The 17,589-nt window shown below is 66.2% G+C and carries 16 protein-coding genes; 8 read left to right on the top strand and 8 right to left on the bottom strand.

Annotated features, from left to right (window positions below; genetic code table 11):
- Positions 1-125: 125 nt before the first annotated feature.
- The 4 genes from V2L18_RS06700 (at position 126) to V2L18_RS06715 (ending at position 3,690) form a co-directional block, all read left to right on the top strand.
- On the top strand, positions 126-1,106 hold the full coding sequence (locus tag V2L18_RS06700) for an ABC transporter substrate-binding protein (protein WP_336177185.1): 981 nt from the start codon (positions 126-128) through the stop codon (positions 1,104-1,106).
- Between the two features lie 180 nt (positions 1,107-1,286).
- A complete protein-coding gene (locus V2L18_RS06705; RefSeq protein WP_336177186.1) occupies positions 1,287-2,093 on the top strand; it encodes an ABC transporter ATP-binding protein in 807 nt (268 codons plus the stop codon).
- Positions 2,093-2,920: an ABC transporter permease gene (locus V2L18_RS06710; RefSeq protein WP_336177187.1), complete on the top strand. Its 828-nt coding sequence runs from the start codon at positions 2,093-2,095 to the stop codon at positions 2,918-2,920. Before V2L18_RS06705 ends, V2L18_RS06710 begins: the two co-directional genes overlap by 1 nt.
- The gene (locus V2L18_RS06715; RefSeq protein WP_336177188.1) at positions 2,917-3,690 is read left to right on the top strand and encodes an ABC transporter permease; all 774 of its coding nucleotides are present in this window, start codon (positions 2,917-2,919) and stop codon (positions 3,688-3,690) included. The genes V2L18_RS06710 and V2L18_RS06715 overlap by 4 nt, the downstream gene beginning before the upstream one ends.
- 253 nt (positions 3,691-3,943) lie before the next feature.
- On the opposite strand, the gene V2L18_RS06720 is transcribed toward V2L18_RS06715, so the two are convergent.
- The 7 genes from V2L18_RS06720 to glpD all read right to left on the bottom strand — a co-directional run bounded on the left by V2L18_RS06720 (position 3,944) and on the right by glpD (position 11,596).
- A complete protein-coding gene (locus tag V2L18_RS06720; RefSeq protein WP_336177190.1) occupies positions 3,944-5,665 on the bottom strand; it encodes an ABC transporter substrate-binding protein in 1,722 nt (573 codons plus the stop codon).
- An 87-nt stretch (positions 5,666-5,752) separates the two neighbouring features.
- Positions 5,753-6,025: a DUF2160 domain-containing protein gene (locus V2L18_RS06725; protein ID WP_336177192.1), complete on the bottom strand. Its 273-nt coding sequence runs from the start codon at positions 6,023-6,025 to the stop codon at positions 5,753-5,755.
- Position 6,026: 1 nt separating this feature from the next.
- Positions 6,027-6,803, bottom strand: coding sequence for a carbohydrate ABC transporter permease (locus V2L18_RS06730; RefSeq protein WP_336177712.1), 777 nt, complete (start codon positions 6,801-6,803; stop codon positions 6,027-6,029).
- 71 nt (positions 6,804-6,874) lie between these two features.
- A complete protein-coding gene (locus tag V2L18_RS06735) occupies positions 6,875-7,750 on the bottom strand; it encodes a sugar ABC transporter permease (protein ID WP_336177194.1) in 876 nt (291 codons plus the stop codon).
- Positions 7,750-8,826: an ABC transporter ATP-binding protein gene (locus V2L18_RS06740; protein WP_336177195.1), complete on the bottom strand. Its 1,077-nt coding sequence runs from the start codon at positions 8,824-8,826 to the stop codon at positions 7,750-7,752. Before V2L18_RS06740 ends, V2L18_RS06735 begins: the two co-directional genes overlap by 1 nt.
- Positions 8,827-8,847: 21 nt before the next feature.
- The gene (locus tag V2L18_RS06745) at positions 8,848-9,936 is read right to left on the bottom strand and encodes an ABC transporter ATP-binding protein (RefSeq protein ID WP_336177196.1); all 1,089 of its coding nucleotides are present in this window, start codon (positions 9,934-9,936) and stop codon (positions 8,848-8,850) included.
- A 94-nt stretch (positions 9,937-10,030) separates the two neighbouring features.
- A complete protein-coding gene (glpD, locus tag V2L18_RS06750) occupies positions 10,031-11,596 on the bottom strand; it encodes a glycerol-3-phosphate dehydrogenase (protein ID WP_336177713.1) in 1,566 nt (521 codons plus the stop codon).
- Between the two features lie 425 nt (positions 11,597-12,021).
- On the opposite strand from glpD, the gene V2L18_RS06755 reads away from it, so the two are divergent.
- Entirely contained in the window at positions 12,022-12,789 is a 768-nt protein-coding gene (locus V2L18_RS06755) for a DeoR/GlpR family DNA-binding transcription regulator (protein WP_336177198.1), read from the top strand.
- Positions 12,790-13,265: 476 nt separating this feature from the next.
- On the opposite strand, the gene yegS is transcribed toward V2L18_RS06755, so the two are convergent.
- Positions 13,266-14,174, bottom strand: coding sequence for a lipid kinase YegS (yegS, locus tag V2L18_RS06760; protein ID WP_336177199.1), 909 nt, complete (start codon positions 14,172-14,174; stop codon positions 13,266-13,268).
- 199 nt (positions 14,175-14,373) lie between these two features.
- On the opposite strand from yegS, the gene V2L18_RS06765 reads away from it, so the two are divergent.
- The 3 genes from V2L18_RS06765 to otsB all read left to right on the top strand — a co-directional run bounded on the left by V2L18_RS06765 (position 14,374) and on the right by otsB (position 17,510).
- Positions 14,374-15,453, top strand: coding sequence for a phosphotransferase family protein (locus tag V2L18_RS06765; RefSeq protein ID WP_336177200.1), 1,080 nt, complete (start codon positions 14,374-14,376; stop codon positions 15,451-15,453).
- 12 nt (positions 15,454-15,465) lie between these two features.
- The gene (locus V2L18_RS06770) at positions 15,466-16,233 is read left to right on the top strand and encodes an SDR family NAD(P)-dependent oxidoreductase (protein ID WP_336177202.1); all 768 of its coding nucleotides are present in this window, start codon (positions 15,466-15,468) and stop codon (positions 16,231-16,233) included.
- 536 nt (positions 16,234-16,769) lie between these two features.
- Positions 16,770-17,510, top strand: coding sequence for a trehalose-phosphatase (gene otsB, locus V2L18_RS06775; protein ID WP_336177204.1), 741 nt, complete (start codon positions 16,770-16,772; stop codon positions 17,508-17,510).
- Positions 17,511-17,589: the final 79 nt, after the last annotated feature.

Raw genomic sequence — 17,589 nt, forward strand, 5'->3', positions numbered from 1 at the left:
ACAGCGCGGCCGGAGACGGCCGGCGCCCGCAAAGGGGGAACAACGAGACAGGGAGGATCCCGCAAGGCGGGGCGCAACGCCCGAAATGGCTTCGTTTAGTTCGTTTGTTTCGGAGGACTATTGAAATGCAGAGATTGATGAGCGCCCTCGTCTGCGGGCTTGCCCTGCTGGTGGCGGCGACCGCCACCCAGGCGGCGCCGGAAAAGAAAGAGATCGTCGTCGGGTTGCCGGTGATGTCGGCAACGTTCCTGCCGCTCTTTCTGGCCGACGAGAAGGGCTACTTCGCCGAAGAGGGCATCAAGACCGACATCGTGGCCTTTCGCGGCGGCACCGACATGGTGCGCGGCATGATCGCGGGAAGCGTCGACATCGGGACGACCGCGCTCGCCGGCGTCAGCGTCGGCATCAAGGCCGGCCAGCCGATCAAGGTTTTCTATGGCGGCTTCAACATGGCGCTGTTCGAGTGGTACGCCGTCAAGGGCATCACCACGATCGAGGAGACGAAGGGCAAGCGCTTCGGCGTCACCAGCCTCGGCTCGTCTACCGACTTTCTCACCCGTTATGCTCTCAAGTCCAATGGCATCGATCCGCAAAAGGATGTTCAGATCATCGCGGCCGGCGGTTCCGGCGACCGGCTGCCGGCGATGGAGACCGGCCAGCTGGAGGTCAACATCCTGGCCCCGCCGTTCACCTTCGAGGCGGCGGACCTCGGCTACAACCGCATCCTGACCCAGAAGAGCCTCGCGCCCGACTTCCCCTTCCACGTCTTCTTCGCGACGGACGATTTCCGCGCCAAGAACCCGGAGACGATCCGCGCCTTCCTGCGCGGCCTGGTCAGGGGCATCCGCACCGCCAAGGCCGATCGGGCCGGTTCCATCGCGCTGCTTGTGGAGCGTGCCGGTCTCAAGGAGGACTACGCGGGCCGCGCCTACGACGCCTTCATCGACAGCATCTACGAGGATGGCCGCATGCCGTCGGAGGCCGGCATGAAGGCGTTCTGGGAAATGGGCATCATGGGTGGCGCCTACAAGGAAGCGTGGCCGGAGGCGAAGTACCTCGACCGCACTTTCATCGACAGCTACGCGGAGTGGAAGCCCGGAACCTGAAGGCCGATACGCGGGCCCGATGCTTCAGGCGGGCCGCCGATCCATCGGCCGAGCCTGTCGCGGGCGGGGCGGCGCACGCGCCGTCCCGCGTTATCCTGCCGTCGCCCGGGGCGGCGGCTGGCCGGTTCCCGGCCCCCGGGGCGGGGCCAGCCCAAGCGCAGATCCGGACAGAGGATCGGCATGAGCCATATCGAATATCGACACCTTTCCGTCACCTATCGCCGTCCGAAGACGGACGAGGCCTTCCTCGCCATAGACCGCATCAGCCTCGCCGTCGAACGCGGCTCCTTCGTCGCCGTCGTCGGGTCTTCGGGCTGCGGCAAGAGCACGTTGCTGCTCGCCGCCGCCGGTCTCGTGGCGCCGGCATCCGGCTCGGTGGCCATCGGCGGGGCGCCGGTGAGCGGGCCCGGCACGGAGGCGGCGGCCCGCTCCGCCATGGTCTTTCAGGATGCCTCGCTGCTGCCGTGGCGCACGGTTCTCGGCAATGTCCGCTTCGGGCTGGAGATGCGGCGCTGGAGCCGCGACGATCTCACCGAACGCGCGTTGCGCTACATCCATATGGTGGGGCTCGCCGATTTCGCCGACTATCACCCGCACCAGCTCTCCGGCGGCATGCGCCAGCGCGTCAACATCGCCCGGGCGCTCGCCGTCGAGCCGGAGGTGCTGCTGATGGACGAGCCTTTCGGAGCGCTCGACGCGCAGACGCGCGAGGTGATGGGCAACGAGCTGCTGCGCCTCTGGGAGCGCGACCGCAAGACCGCGCTCTTCGTCACCCACGATATCGACGAGGCCATCTTTCTCGCCGACAAGGTGGTGGTGATGGGGCGCGATCCCGGCTGCATCAAGGACGTGCTGACGGTCGACCTGCCGCGTCCGCGCACCCCCGATGTGCTCGACAGCGCGGCCTTCGTCGCCCTTCGCCGCCGGCTTCGCGAGAGCCTCGCCGAGGACATGGCCGCCCTGCGGCTGGTCACAGAGGTGGCCTGATGAGCCTGTCGCTCGACAAGCCGGAACGGTTGTTGCGGCGCGGGGCCGGTCCCGGCGCGCGCCTGCGCTGGCCGTTCCGGCGTTCCACCACCATTTCGCTTCTCTCGGTGCTCGTCTTCCTCGCGCTGTGGCAGATGGTGCCGGCGCTGGGGCTGATGAATGTCCGCTACACCTCGCAGCCCTCCGAGGTCGCCACCGCCTTTGTCGAGATGCTGGGCGAGGCGCCCTTCTATGGTCATGCGTGGGTGTCGTTGCGGGAGTTCGTGCTCGGCTTTGCCCTGGCGCTCGCTCTCGCCGTACCGTGCGGCGTCGCGCTCGGCACTTCGCGCTACGTGCGGCTTGTCGTCGATCCGCCGCTGATGGCGCTCTACATCGCTCCGCCGCTGGTGCTGCTGCCGATCCTCACCATCTGGCTCGGCATCGACATGGCCTCGAAGGTCGCCGTGGTGTTTCTCGGCGCGTTCTTTCCCGTGGCCGTCAACACCGCGGCGGGCATGCGCGAGGCCGATCCGCGGCTTGTGCGCGCCGCGCGCAGCTTCGGCGCGGGCAGGCTGGCGGTCTTTTCCCGGGTGCTGGTGCCCGGCGCGCTGCCCTCCATCCTCATGGGCGTGCGGCTCGCGGTCGGGCGCGGGGTGCTGAGCGTGGTGGTGGCCGAGCTCTTCGTCGCGCGCGCCGGCATCGGCCATCTTCTGCATGTCTACGGCTCGGCGCTGCGCATGGACCGGCTGCTCGTCTGCGCGCTCGTGGTCTCCGCCTTCGGCTATGGCCTGACCCAGGTCGTCCGCCGCCTGGAGGAGCGGGTCGCAATCTGGAGGGCGGATTCGTGATCGCGCTCTATCGTCGTTTCGAGGCCGTCATCATCGGCACCGCATCGTTTCTCGCGATCGCGGTCGTCTGGCAATACGCGGTGGATGCCGGCCACATCGATCCGTTCTTCGTCTCCACGCCGCTGGCGGTTGCCGGAGAGGCGATGGCGGAGGCCGCCGACGGCACGCTGCTGGTCAACCTTCTGGCGACGCTTCATGCCTTTTCGCTGGCGCTCGGGCTCGGCGCGGTCGCGGGCATTGGTCTCGGCATGCTCGCTGGCTGGTTCCCGGACGTGGAGGCCGCGCTCGATCCGTTCATCTGGTTCAAGTATTCCGCGCCCACAATCGCCTTCTATCCGATCTTCATCGCCTATCTCGGCTACGGTCTGCCGACGGTGGTGACGGTCGGCTTCCTGTTCGCGCTGACGCCGATCTATGCCAACACGCTTGCCGGCATCCGCGCCGTCGATCGCGACCTGCTGCGCGTGGCGCTCAGCTTCGGCGCGCGTCCGCTTGACGTGTTTGTGCGCGTGGCGCTGCCGGGCTCGGTGCCGATGTTGGTGGCCGGTTTCCGCCTCGGCGTCGGCCGCGCGCTCACCGGCGTGGTGGTGGCGGAACTGTTCGGCTCCACCGCCGGGCTCGGCTACTCGATCTCGCAGAACGCCCAGCTCATGCGGACGACGCCGATGATGGTCTCCATCGTCGCCATCGTGCTGATCGGCGTGGTGCTGACGCAGGCGCTGAGCTTCGTGGAACGGTGGACGGATGCGTGGCGGGTGGATGCGGAGTGAGGGAAGCCAGAGGCTTGTCGTCTGGCACCCCTCTCCCCCCTTGCGGGGGAGATGTCGGCGTCAGCCGACAGAGGGGGGTAAGGCGGCAGGTTCGGAACAAGCGGCTCTACCCCCCTCTGTCACGCGAAGGCGTGACATCTCCCCCTCAAGGGGGGAGAGAGGAGCCAGCGGCTCTTGCTCGGCATGACCTCAGATACGAAAAACGCCGGGGCCCGTCGGGACCCCGGCGTTCATTCTCGTTGTCCGTTCCGACCTACTGCCAGGACTTGATCAGTTCGTCGTAGGAGACGGTCTTCGGCTCCTCGTCCTCGTTGTCCAGCTTCGGCTTCGGCGCGCCTTCCGCCTTCAGCCATTCGGCCGGATCCTTCGGCTCGTTCATGTGCGGGCCGAGATCGCCCTGAACGCCGGCGCGTTCAAGCCGCTCCATCACTTTTTCCTGAGCGGCGCAGAGCGCGTCCAGCGCCTCCTGCGGGGTTTTCGCGCCCGACATGGCGTCGCCGATGTTCTGCCACCACAGCTGCGCGAGCTTCGGATAGTCCGGCACGTTGGTGCCCGTCGGCGACCATTGCACACGGGCCGGCGAACGGTAGAACTCGACGAGGCCGCCGAGCTGCGGCGCGCGCTCGGTGAAGGACTTGTCCTGGATGGTGCTCTCGCGGATGAAGGTCAGGCCGACGTGGGACTTCTTCACGTCCACCGTCTTCGACGTCACGAACTGCGCGTAGAGCCAGGCCGCCTTGGCGCGGTCGACCGGCGTCGACTTCATCAGCGTCCAGGAACCGGCGTCCTGATAGCCGATCTTGGTGCCTTCCGACCAGTAGACGCCGTGCGGGGAGGGAGCCATGCGCCACTTCGGCGTGCCGTCCTCGTTCATCACCGGCAGGCCCGGCTTCACCATGTCGGCGGTAAACGCGGTGTACCAGAACATCTGCTGGGCGACCTCGCCCTGCGCGGGCACGGGGCCGGCCTCGGAGAAGGTCATGCCGGCGGCGGCCGGCGGCGAATACTTCTGCAGCCACTCGATGGCCTTGGTCACGGCATAGACGGCAGCCGGCGAGTTGGTCGCTCCGCCGCGCGCCATGCACGAGCCCACGGGCTGCGACTTGTCGTTGACCCGGATGCCCCATTCGTCGACCGGCAGACCGTTCGGCTCACCCTTGTCGCCCATGCCGGCCATGGACATCCACGCATCGGTGTAGCGCCAGCCGAGCGAGGGGTCCTTCTTGCCGTAGTCCATGTTGCCATAGACCTTGGTCGGCCCGCCCGCATAGGACATGTCGCGGCCGGTGAAGAACTCGGCGATATCCTCGTAGGCCGACCAGTTGACCGGCACGCCCAGGTCGTAGCCGTACTTCTCCTTGAAGTCGGCCTTGGTCTTCTCGTCGTTGAACCAGTCGTAGCGGAACCAGTAGAGGTTCGCGAACTGCTGGTCGGGCAGCTGGTAGACCTTGCCGTCCGGCCCGGTGGTGAACTTGATGCCGATGAAGTCGTCGAGATCGAGGTTCGGGTTGGTGACGTCCGCGCCCTCGTCGGCCATCCAGTCGGTCAGGTTGCGCGCCTGCTGGTAGCGCCAGTGCGTGCCGATCAGGTCCGAGTCGTTGATGTAGGCATCGTAGATGTTCTGGCCCGACTGCATCTGCGTCTGCAGCTTCTCCACCACATCGCCTTCGCCGATCAGGTCGTGGGTGATCTTGATGCCGGTGATGGCGGTAAACGCCGGGGCGAGCACCTTGGATTCGTACTCATGCGTGGTGATCGTCTCCGACACGACCTTGATGTCCATGCCGGCAAAGGGCTTGGCGGCGTCGATGAACCACTGCATCTCCGCCTCCTGGTCGGCGCGCGAGAGCGACGACAGGTCGCCGATCTCGGTGTCGAGGAACTGTTTCGCTTCCTCCATGCCAGCCCAGGCGGGGCTCGCCATCAGGCCCGCCAGAAGCGCGAGCGCCGTCGTTCGTCTCAAGTTGTGTTGCATCGGATCCTCCCAGATCAAGAAGCGTGATTTGCGTTAAAGCCGCGCGGCCCCGCTCCCCCGGGCCGCATGGCATTCCTCTCCGTCTCTCTAGACCCAGCGGAAAACAGCCGCCGCATAGACCAGACAGACAATCAGTGCGCCCCACTGGGGCAGGCCGGCGAGCGCGAGCCAGGCGAGATTGATGAAGGCCGCGCCCAGAAGCGTGATGAAAAGCCGGTCGCCGCGCGTCGTCGCGATCCGCAGCACGCCCACGCGCGGCGCCTCGGGAAAGCGGATCGCCAGCACGGAGAAGACGATCAGCAGACTTGCGATGACGGCAAAGAAGATCGCCGTCGGCGTGGTCCAGGCCATCCAGTCCATGTCACACCCTCCCCAATGCAAAGCCCTTGGCGATGTAGTTGCGCACGAAATAGATGACGAGCGCGCCGGGCACGATGGTCAGAACGCCGGCCGCCGCCAGCACGCCCCAGTCGAGCCCGGAGGCCGATACCGTGCGCGTCATGGTGGCGGCGATCGGCTTGGCGTTGACGGAGGTCAGCGTGCGCGAGAGCAGAAGCTCCACCCAACTGAACATGAAGCAGAAGAAGGCCGCGACGCCGATGCCCGAGGCGATCAGCGGCATGAAGATGCGCACGAAGAAGCGCGGGAACGAATAGCCGTCGATATAGGCGGTCTCGTCGATCTCCTTCGGCACGCCGCGCATGAAGCCTTCCAGAATCCACACCGCCAGCGGCACGTTGAAGAGGCAATGGGCCAAGGCCACCGCGATGTGCGTGTCGAAGAGCCCGATAGAGGAATAGAGCTGGAAGAAGGGCAGGGCGAAGACCGCCGGCGGCGCCATGCGGTTGGTGAGCAGCCAGAAGAACAGGTGCTTGTCGCCCATGAAGGAATAGCGCGAGAACGCATAGGCCGCCGGCAGCGCCACGGTGACCGAGATCACCATGTTCATCACCACATAGATCATCGAGTTGACGTAGCCCATGTACCAGGAGGGATCGGTCAGGATGGTCAGGTAGTTCTCGAACGTCACCTCGCGCGGCCACAGCGAGAAGGTGGACAGGATCTCCTGGTTGGTCTTCAGGCTCATGTTGACGAGCCAGTAGATCGGCGTGAGCAGGAACACGAGATAGAGGATCATCACCACGGCCGAGCCGTTGACGCGGGGGATCGCGAAGGAACGCGCGGGCGTGGTGGAATGGGTCGCCTCGCTCATCGGTGGCCCTCCTGCCGGTCGAGATTGGTCATGACGGTGTAGAACACCCACGAGATGAGCAGGATCACCAGGAAGTACATGATCGAGAAGGCGGCCGCCGGCCCGAGATCGAACTGGCCGAGCGCCATCTTGACGAGATCGATGGAGAGGAAGGTCGTGGCGTTGCCCGGTCCGCCGCCGGTGACCACGAAGGGTTCGGTGTAGATCATGAATGAATCCATGAACCGGAGCAGGATCGCGATCATCAGCACGCCGCTCATCTTCGGCAGCTCGATGTAGCGGAACACCGCCCAGCGGCTCGCCTGATCGATCTTGGCCGCCTGATAGTAGGCGTCGGGGATCGACTGAAGCCCGGCATAGGCGAGAAGCGCGACCAGCGACGTCCAGTGCCAGACGTCCATGACGATGACGGTCGCCCAGGCGGCCACGGTTTCCTGGGTGTAGTTGTAGTCGATGCCAAGGGCCGCGAGCGTGTATCCGAGAAGCCCGATATCGACCCGGCCGAAGATCTGCCAGATGGTGCCCACCACGTTCCACGGAATGAGCAGCGGCAGCGCCATCAGCACGAGGCACGTGGAGGCCCAGACCCCGCGCTTGGGCATGCTGAGCGCCACGAGGATACCGAGCGGCACCTCGATCGCCAGAATGGTGGCAGAGAAGACCAACTGCCGCCACAGCGCGTTCCACATCCGCTCGGAGTTGAGCATCTCGCGGAACCATTCCAGCCCCGCCCAGAAGAACTGGTTGTTGCCGAAAGTGTCCTGCACGGAATAGTTGACCACCGTCATCAGCGGGATGACGGCGGAGAAGGCCACCAGCGCCAGAACCGGCAGCACCAGGAACCAGGCCTTCTGGTTGGTCGTCTTTTCCATCACGCGGCCTCCCCGCTCACGCGCCAGTCGTCCGCATAGACGTTGATGCGCTCCGCATCGAAGGTGACGCGGGTCATGTCCGCGCCGATTTCGGCGTCCTCGGGCGCGATGATGTTGATGTCGTGGCCGAAGGCCTCGGCCCGCACGATCTTGTGACGGCCGACATCCTCCACCCGGGCGATGCGCACGGGCAGGCCCTCGTTCGCCGAAAGCCTGGAATATTCCGGCCGGATGCCGATCGTGACGTCGCCGGAAAGCGGGCCGTAGCGATTGCCGAGCGGTACGGTGGAGCCGTTGATCACGGCACGGTCGCCCTCGATCGTCGCCGGCAGGATGTTCATGCCGGGCGAGCCGATGAAATAGCCGACGAAGGTGTGCGCGGGCGCCTCGAACAGCTCTTCCGGCGTGCCGATCTGCACCACCCGGCCGTCATACATCACCACCACCTTGTCGGCGAAGGTCAGCGCCTCGGTCTGGTCGTGGGTGACGTAGATCATGGTGTGGCCGAACTCGCGGTGGAGCGATTTCAGCTGCGTCCTCAGCTCCCACTTCATGTGCGGATCGATGACGGTGAGCGGTTCGTCGAACAGAAGCGCGTTGACGTCCTCCCGCACCATGCCGCGCCCGAGCGAGATCTTCTGCTTGGCGTCGGCGGTGAGCCCGCGCGCCTTGCGGTCAAGCTCTGCCTCCATGCCGATGATGCGGCCGATCGCCTGCACGCGGGCGGCGACGTAGGCCGCGTCCGCGCCGCGATTTTTCAAGGGAAAGGCGAGGTTCTGGCGCACCGTCATGGTGTCGTAGACGACGGGGAACTGGAACACCTGCGCGATGTTGCGCGCGGTCGTCGGCTGGTCGGTCACGTCGTGTCCGTCGAACAGCACGCGGCCGGAGCTCGGGCGCAGGAGGCCCGAAATGATGTTGAGAAGGGTGGTCTTGCCGCAGCCGGACGAACCCAGCAGCGCATAGGCCTCGCCGTCCCCCCATTCGTGGTTCATTTCCTTCAGCGCGTAATCGTCCTCACCCCTGGGATTGGCGAGGTAGGAATGCGCCAGATGATCGAGCGTGATGCGGGCCATGTTCTTTCCTCCCCCCCCCCCTCAGGCGGCCATCGCGTAGGCCGCCGGCACCACCAGCCGGCCGTCCTCGGCGAAGACGTAGACATGCGATGGGTCGAGAAAGACCTCCAACTGCCGCCCGTGCTCCAGATCGTGGACGCCGTGGACGACGCCCACCCATTTCTCGCCGTGATGCTCCAGATGGAGGAAGGTCTCCGACCCGGTGATCTCGGTGACGTCGATTGTTGGGGTGAAGGTCATCGCGCCCGCCGTGTGGCGGATCACCTCCAGGTGGTTCGGCCGGAAGCCCGCCACGTAGCGCCCGTCGGCGATCTCCTTGAGCTTTCCCGCGGCTGCGACCGACTGTCCGCCGCCGAAGAGCAGGCGGTTGCCGGTCTTGGCGATCTTGAGGAAATTCATCGGCGGATCGGAGAAAACGCGCGCCGTCGTCGCATCCACCGGCCGGCGATAGACTTCCGGCGTCGGCCCGAACTGGGTGATGCGGCCTTCCCACAGCGTGGCGGTATTGCCGCCCAGAAGCAGCGCCTCCTCCGGCTCGGTGGTGGCATAGACGAAGATCGCGCCCGAGGCCTCGAAGATCTTCGGGATCTCCACGCGCAGTTCCTCGCGCAGCTTGTAGTCGAGATTGGCGAGCGGCTCGTCGAGCAGCACCAGACCCGCATTCTTGACGAGCGCACGCGCCAGCGCGCAGCGTTGCTGCTGGCCGCCGGAAAGCTCCAGCGGCTTGCGCTCCAGCATCGCGCCCAGCTTCATCAGTTCCGCCGCCTCGCGCACCCGACGGTCGATCTCGTCCGCCTTCAGCCGGGCAAGGCGCAGCGGGCTTGCGATGTTCTCGTAGACCGACATGGAGGGGTAGTTGATGAACTGCTGGTAGACCATGGCGATGCCACGGTCCTGCACGCGCTTGGCCGTGACGTCCTTGCCCTCCCACAGCACGCGGCCGCTCGTCGGCCTGTCAAGGCCCGCCATCAGACGCATCAGTGACGTCTTGCCCGAAAGCGTCGGCCCCAGCAGCACGTTCATCGTGCCCCGTTGCAACGCGATCGTGGTCGGATGGATATGCGTGAGCGCACCCACCGTCCTGGTGACGGCTTCCAGAGCCAGTGTCATTGATCCTCCCAGTACCCTCCGGCCCGCGCGTGCGGACCCTTGCGGGACCTCCTCCCGCAGCCTTCTTGCGAAGGACGTTTATTCGGCGGCTTACCTATTCAGCCGCTTTCCGGGCCTTTCCCTCCCGGTGGCGCCGCATCCAGGCGTCCAGGTCCGCGATTTCGTCCGCGCTCATGCGCAAGCCCAGCTTCGAACGGCGCCAGACGACGTCCCCGGCGGTTCGGGCGAATTCGCGTTCCATCAGCCACATGACCTCCCTTTGCGTCAGCGTGGCTGCGAACGATTGCCCCAGATCGGCGTAAGCCCTTGCATCTCCTAACATGTCGAAGGCGTCCGTGCCGTATGCTCGCACAAGGCGGCGGACATGGAAACCATCCAGAAACGGGTAGCTTTCGGCAAGTCGATGTTCCAGAGCGGCGACGCCGTCCACCGGAAAATCGCCGCCCGGAAGCGCCGCGCCCGCCGTCCAGGCCGGACCGAGACCGGCGAACCACGGCGCGATCTTCTCAAGCGCGCTTTCAGCCAGCCGCCGGTAGGTGGTGATCTTGCCGCCGAAGACGTTGAGGATCGGCGCGCCGCCTTGCGCGTCCACCTTCAGCGTGTAGTCGCGCGTCGCCGCGGTGGCGGAGCTGGCGCCGTCGTCATAGAGCGGGCGCACGCCCGAATAGGTCCACACGATGTCGTCGCGGGTGATCGGTTGCGCGAAATAGGAGGAGGCGAAGTCGCACAGATACTGCTGCTCCTCCACCGTGCATTCCGGCTTCACCGACGGGTCCGGGTGGTCCGCATCCGTTGTGCCGATCAGGGTGAAATCGGTCTCGTAGGGAATGGCGAAAATGATGCGCCCGTCGGTGCCCTGCAGGAAGTAGCACTTGTCGTGATCGTAGAGCCGGCGGGTGACGATGTGGCTGCCACGCACCAGCCGCACGTTCTCCCGCGTCTCCAGATGCACCTTCGAATGCAGGATGTCGCCGACCCAGGGGCCGGCGGCGTTGATCAGGCAGCGGGCGCGCAGGGTCGCGCGGGCGCCGGTCTCCGTATCCTCAAGCGTGATCCGCCATTCCTCGGCCCGGCGCTCGGTGGCGACGACCCTCGTGCCGACCATGATCTCGGCGCCGCGCTCCGCCGCATCGCGGGCGTTGAGCACGACGAGGCGGGAATCCTCCACCCAGCAGTCGGAATATTCGAACGCTTTCGAAAAACGTGGCTGCAGCGGCGCGCCTTCCGGGCTCGTGCGCAGATCGAGCGTCGCGGTCGGCGGCAGGATCTTGCGGCCGCCCAGGTGATCGTAGAGCCACAGGCCAAAGCGGATCATCCAGGCCGGCCGGCGGCCCTTCAGCCACGGCATGGCCAGATGCAGCAGCCGGGCGGCCGGCGTGTCGGTGTCGAAGCGCATGTCGGAGCCGTAGGGCAGCACGAAGCGCATCGGCCAGCTGATGTGCGGCATGGCGGTGAGCAGCGTCTCCCGCTCGATCAGCGCCTCGCGCACCAGCCGCAGTTCGAAATATTCCAGATAGCGCAGCCCGCCGTGAAAGAGCTTGGTGGAGGCGGACGAGGTCGCGGAGGCGAGGTCGTGCATCTCGGCGAGCGCGACGGAAAGCCCGCGACCGGCCGCATCGCGCGCGATGCCGCATCCATTGATGCCGCCACCAATGATCATCAGATCGTAGAGAGGGCCTGTTTCGGCACCTTGCGACACGGCGAGCGTTTCCCTGATTTTTGCGAACTGAGGTTCGTTATTGAGGCTGACGTTACGAAAAAACAACATAAATGAATAGAGGTGATTTTCGGAAATGTTGTTTTTGGGGCTCGGAACGAACGTCATTCCACGCGGTCATCTCTCGTCCGTCATCCCCCGGCGCAGTCCGGGGGATCCAGCACCTTCATTGACCCGCCGTTGCCGGTAGTGGATTGCCCGGACGAAGCCGGGCAATGACGGCGGAGGGAGCGCGGCCAGAGGTGCGCATATGCGAAAACGACCGCCTCCGCTCAAATACTGCCCACGGCCACAATTCGCGCATTTTCGAAAATTTGCGCTCATGCCGCGATCGGGCTAAGCAGGGCGACCGATGCGAGGAGGCCCGCATGTCGATCAGTTTCCGGCAGAACGAGATCCTGGAGATCGCCCGGCGCGAGGGGCGGGTGACGGTGGAAGGGCTGGCGGATCATTTCGCCGTCACCCAGCAGACCATCCGCCGCGATCTCGGCGAGCTTGCCGATACCGGCCGGCTGGAGCGGGTGCATGGCGGCGCGATGCTGCCGTCCGGCACCACCAATATCGGCTACGAGGACCGGCGCGGCCTCTTCGAGCGCGAAAAGGCGCGCATCGCGGCGGTGTGCGCGGAGGAAATTCCCGAGGACGTGTCCGTCTTCCTCAACATCGGCACCAGCACGGAGGCCGTGGCGCGCCGTCTCGTGCACCACCGCAACCTGCTGGTGGTCACCAACAACATCAACGTCGCCAACATTCTGGCGGTCAATCCCGACTGCCAGGTGATCGTCACCGGCGGCACGCTCCGGCGCTCCGACGGCGGACTTATCGGCGATCTCGCCACCCAGACCATCCTGCAGTTCAAGTTCGATCTCGCGGTGGTCGGCTGCTCGGCGATCGATCTCGACGGCGACATGCTCGATTTCGACATTCAGGAGGTGAACGTCTCGCGCTCGATCATCCGGCAGGCGCGCAAGACCTTCCTCGTCGCCGATCATTCAAAGTTCCAGCGCACCGCGCCCGGCCGCATCGCCTCGCTTGCCGAGATCGACGCCTTCTTCACCGACCGCCCGATCGCGGAGACTTTGAGCGCGCGCTGCGCCGACTGGGGCACGCGGGTGGTGGTGGCGGAAGCGGAGTGAGGCGGGCGGAGAGGGGGAAAGTGGAGAGCGAAGAACAAGCGGCCCACCCTTCGAGACGGCCTTGTCAGGCCTCCTCAAAGTCTGGCGTGTAAGCGGTCCCGGGTTACGTGCACCTGAACTATCCCCGTCATTGCCGGCTCCGACCGGCAATCCATGCCGTGATGTGTCGGCACGGTGTATTGGCGAATTCTACTGCTATTCCAACCTTTTCCCGCGTGGATGTTTCACGGCATGGATCCCGGCTCGGAGGCCGGGATGACGGGGGGAGAAATAGAGATACATAACCGGCTACCATTTTCGGGGCAGCCTCTCAGGATGACGTTTTCGTGTTGCTCATGGCCCGTAGCTTGTTGCCTGTTCTCCAAAAAAACAGCAACGCGAAAACCTCATCCTGAGGAGGTCGCAAAGCGACCGTCTCGAATGATAGGCCACAGGCACCCTGCACGCGCCCTATAGGCATCCCACGCGCCTCGCTCTCACGGCAGGTGAAACCGGATCGCTTTGGGCTCCATGCTCAGCCGGACGCGCCGTGCCTCAAGCCTCTCGCCGTCGAGGCTGACCGGCACGGGCTCGTCCGTTTCGATCTCGAAGCGTTCGGCGCGGGCGCGGATGACGCTGTCGGGTTCCAGTCCCACCGCCATCGGCAGCGACGAGATGAGCCCGGCGAGAACGTCGCCGTCGGGGGCCTCGATGATGGTCACGTCGAGCGCGCCGTCGTCGAGGAGGGCGAGCGGGCAGAGCTCCACGCCACCGCCGGCGCGCCGGCCGTTGCCCGCCGCAAGGGCTGCGAAACTGCCGGTCCATGAGAAATCCGGTCCCGTCACCCGGCCCCGCCACGGCGTCACCTCGCCGATGCGGCCGAGCGCGGAAAGAAGGTAGGCTGCACCGCCCAGCCGTTCCTTCAGCTGCGGGTCGGCCTCGGAAGTGACGCGCGGGCCGAAGCCGGCGGTCAGCATGTTGACGAACCAGCGCGGAGCGTCGCCGTCGATGTCGACGAGACCGACGTCGATGGCGCGCGCCGTGGTGCCGATCGCCACCTCCAGCGCGCCCAGCGGATCAAGCGGAATGCCGGCGTTGCGGGCAAAGTCGTTGGCGGTGCCGAGCGGCAGCAGCGCGAAGGAGCAGGGGGGCTTGCTGTCCGCCTCCAGCGCGCCGCGCACCACCGCGTTCAGCGTGCCGTCGCCGCCTCCGGCGATGATCGTGTCGCCCTCCACGCAGTCGCGAACCGTTTCGCCTGCAAAGCGTTCGGCGTCGCCCGGGCCCTCGGTCATCTTCACGTCGAGCCGGTGGCCGGCGTCGCGCACGGCGGCGATCGCGTCCCGCACGCGCGCGTTCCCGGACGCCTTGCCGTTGAGGATGAGGGTAAGACGTCCAGGTTCTGACATGTGCGGTCCGGTTTCCTTGTCGAAGGGGCAGGCCTTTTTGAAAACGCCCTTGGCGGAAAAGCGGTTCCCGCCCTACTGTGACCGATGGTCGGCGCAGGGCAAGACGAAAGTCGCTCAGGTCGCGCGGCCCGGTCCGCGAGTGCCTTGGGAGGGGCGCTCGCGCGGCGAGGGACCTTGAGGACGGATCTTGGGAGGATCAATGACAGATGCCCTGGAAAGGGGAGCGGAAACGCTCGCCCCCGAAGCGCATGGCCCAGAAGCGCTCGACCTTGAACGGCTACGATCTTGGCTGGAGGCCCATGTCGCGGGTTTTCGCGGGCCCGTACGAGCGGAGAAGTTCGCCGGCGGCCAGTCGAACCCGACCTACCGGCTCGATGCGGAGAGCGGCACCTATGTCCTGCGCCGCAAGCCGGCCGGCACGCTTTTGAAATCCGCCCATGCGGTCGATCGCGAATACAGGGTGATGCGGGCGCTCGAAGGCACCGACGTTCCCGTCGCCGCGCCGCTCGCCCTTTGCGAGGACGAGAGCGTCATCGGTTCGATGTTCTATGTCATGTCCTTCCGAAAGGGCCGCGTCTTCTGGGATCCGGCGCTGCCCGAACTGTCGCCCGAGGAGCGCGGCGCGGTCTATGACGAAATGAATCGCGTGCTGGCCGCACTTCATTCGCTCGACCCGCAAGCGCTGGGGCTTGGCGATTTCGGAAAGCCCGGAAGCTACTTCGCCCGCCAGGTCTCGCGCTGGTCGCGCCAGTATCGCGACAGCGAGACCGAAACGCTCGCCGACATGGACGCGCTGATCGCCTGGGTGGAGGAAAACGTGCCGGAGGATGACGGCCGGGTCGCCCTCGTCCACGGCGACTACCGCATCGACAACCTGATCTTCGCCCCCGATGCGCCGCGCGTCATCGCGCTGGTGGACTGGGAACTGGCGACGCTCGGCCATCCCCATTCCGATCTCGCCTACCAGTGCATGCAATGGCGGCTGCCGCACGAGGGGGGCTTGCGCGGTCTTGCCGGGCTCGACCGCGCAGCCCTCGGCATTCCGGGCGAGGAGGCCTATGTGGCGCGTTATTGCGAACGGCGCGGGCTTTCGGGCATCGACCACTGGACCTTCTGTCTCGCCTTCTCCTTCTTCCGCATCGCCGCCATCTTGCAGGGGGTGAAGAAGCGCGCACTTGATGGCACCGGCTCCAATCCCGAGCAGGGGCTGAAAATGGGCCCGCTCATTCCGGTCATTGCGCGCACCGCGCTCGATCTCATCGCCGACGATGGACGCTGAGGGGGCACGCTGATGGGGGGAGACAACAAGGTCGTGCTGCTGACCGGTGCGGCGGGCGGCATCGGCCGGGCGGCGGCACTGAAATTCGCCGCGCAGGGCGCAGCCCTCGCGCTCACCGACATCGACGATGCCGGGCTTGAGGAAACCGCCCGACTTGCGGGCGAGGCGGGCGCCGAGGTCTGGACGCATCGTTGCGACATCACGGCGGAGGCCGATGTCGCGGCCCTCGTCTCCGGGGCGGTTTCGCGCTTCGGCCGGCTCGATATCGCCGTCAACAATGCCGGTCTCGCCCACAGACCGGCACGCATCACCGATCTCGATCTCGACACCTTCCAGCGCATGCTCGCGGTCAACCTGACCGGAACCTTCCTGTGCCTGAGGGCGGAGGCGGCCGTCATGCGTGCGCAAGGCTACGGCGCGATCCTCAACGTCGCCTCGCTCGCCGGGCTCGTCGGCGCGCCGCTTCTGGGGGCCTACGCGGCGGCCAAGCACGGGGTGGTCGGGCTCACGAAAACGGCGGCTGCCGAATGTGCGCGCTCGTCCGTAAGGGTCAACGCGCTCTGCCCATCCTTTGCCGACACGGGTATGGTCGCAGGGATTGCGGCCGGCATGCGCGGCGGCGAGCACGAGGCGATTTCCCGTCTGCTGACCGGCATTCCGATGGGGCGTCTGGCGAGCCCCGGCGAAGTGGCGGATGCCATCGTGTGGATCACCAGCGACGCCAACAGCTTCATGACCGGGCAGGCGGTCGCCATCGACGGCGGCGCATCCGCGGTGTAGGACGCGCCTTGGAATAGTTCATGCCTGAAGGTAAGCGTATCGCTTGTATTGGTGCTGCGGCCCATCCTTCGAGACGGCCCTTCAGGCCTCCTCAGGATGACGTTGAGTGTGTTGCTCTTTCGAGGGAACCCTCCACATACACAACGTCATCCTGAGGAGCCCGCGTGAGCGGGCGTCTCGAAGGATGGGCAGCTTGCTTGCGTCCAGCCATGAACCGCCCTGGAGCAACCTGCGGTCCGGTGGACGCGCGATGCGCCGGGCAGGCTTGGTGCGGAACGCTTTACCGCTTCCGGCGTTGAGGGGACGAACAGATGCCGGCGTCCGGCCGGCCCTTTGTCCCCCCGCCGCCGCTTCGGGCCATCCGTTCCGGTTTCTTTTGTGAGGTCACGCTCTAGATTGTCGTTCGCGGATGCAGTATTGCGGTCCTGTCCTCGCTCCGCCGTGGCGCTCCGCTTGCCGGACCGCACGCCCCTGTGCCGGAACCGCTCGCATCTTGCGGCACCGGGTAGAACCAGACCGAGCTTCAGGCCATCCCCATGACACCACCGCCTCCCCTGACCGACCGTCATGCGCTGTTCCTCGATTTCGACGGAACGCTGGTCGATATCGCCGAAACGCCGGAGGGCATCCAGGTGCCCGAAGGCCTGCCGAAACTGCTCGAACGCGTCGCCGGACGCCTCGACGGCGCGCTGGCCGTCGTCTCCGGCCGGCCGCTCAGCGATATCGATGAACTGCTGAGCCCGCTCCGGCTTCCCTCCGCCGGGCTGCACGGGCTGGAACACCGCTCGGCCATCGGTGCCGCGGTGGAGCGCGTGCCGCCGCCGCCCGAACTCGACATCCTGCGCCGCCGCATCAATGAGGCCGGCATCATAGGCGATGGCGTGCGGCTGGAGGACAAGGGCCCTGCACTCGCCATCCATTACCGCCGCGCGCCCGAACGCGGGGACGATCTCGCCGCCGCCCTGACGGCGGCCTGCGCCGATCTTGCCGGCCTCCACATGCTTCACGGCAAGATGGTGCTGGAAATCAAGGCGCAAGGCCACGACAAGGGCGTCGCCGTGACCTCCTTCCTGAACGCGCCGCCCTTTGCCGACCGCGTGCCGGTCTTTGTCGGCGACGACGTCACCGACGAAGACGGCTTCCGCGCGGCGATCGCGGCGGGCGGCTTCGGCATCAAGGTGGGGGCGGGCGAAACGGCGGCCGCGCACCGTCTGGCCGATGTCGCCGCCGTCCACCACTGGCTCGACGCCTTCGTCGCCGCTCCGGCCTGCGCTTGAGGTCGCCGGGCCGGCGGCTCCCGTCCGGTCCTCCCGTTCTCCATCCGGCCTGAAGCTTGCAAGGGCCGGCAGACGGTTT

The sequence above is a fragment of the Breoghania sp. JC706 genome, assembly GCF_037026715.1.
Taxonomy (GTDB): domain Bacteria; phylum Pseudomonadota; class Alphaproteobacteria; order Rhizobiales; family Stappiaceae; genus Breoghania.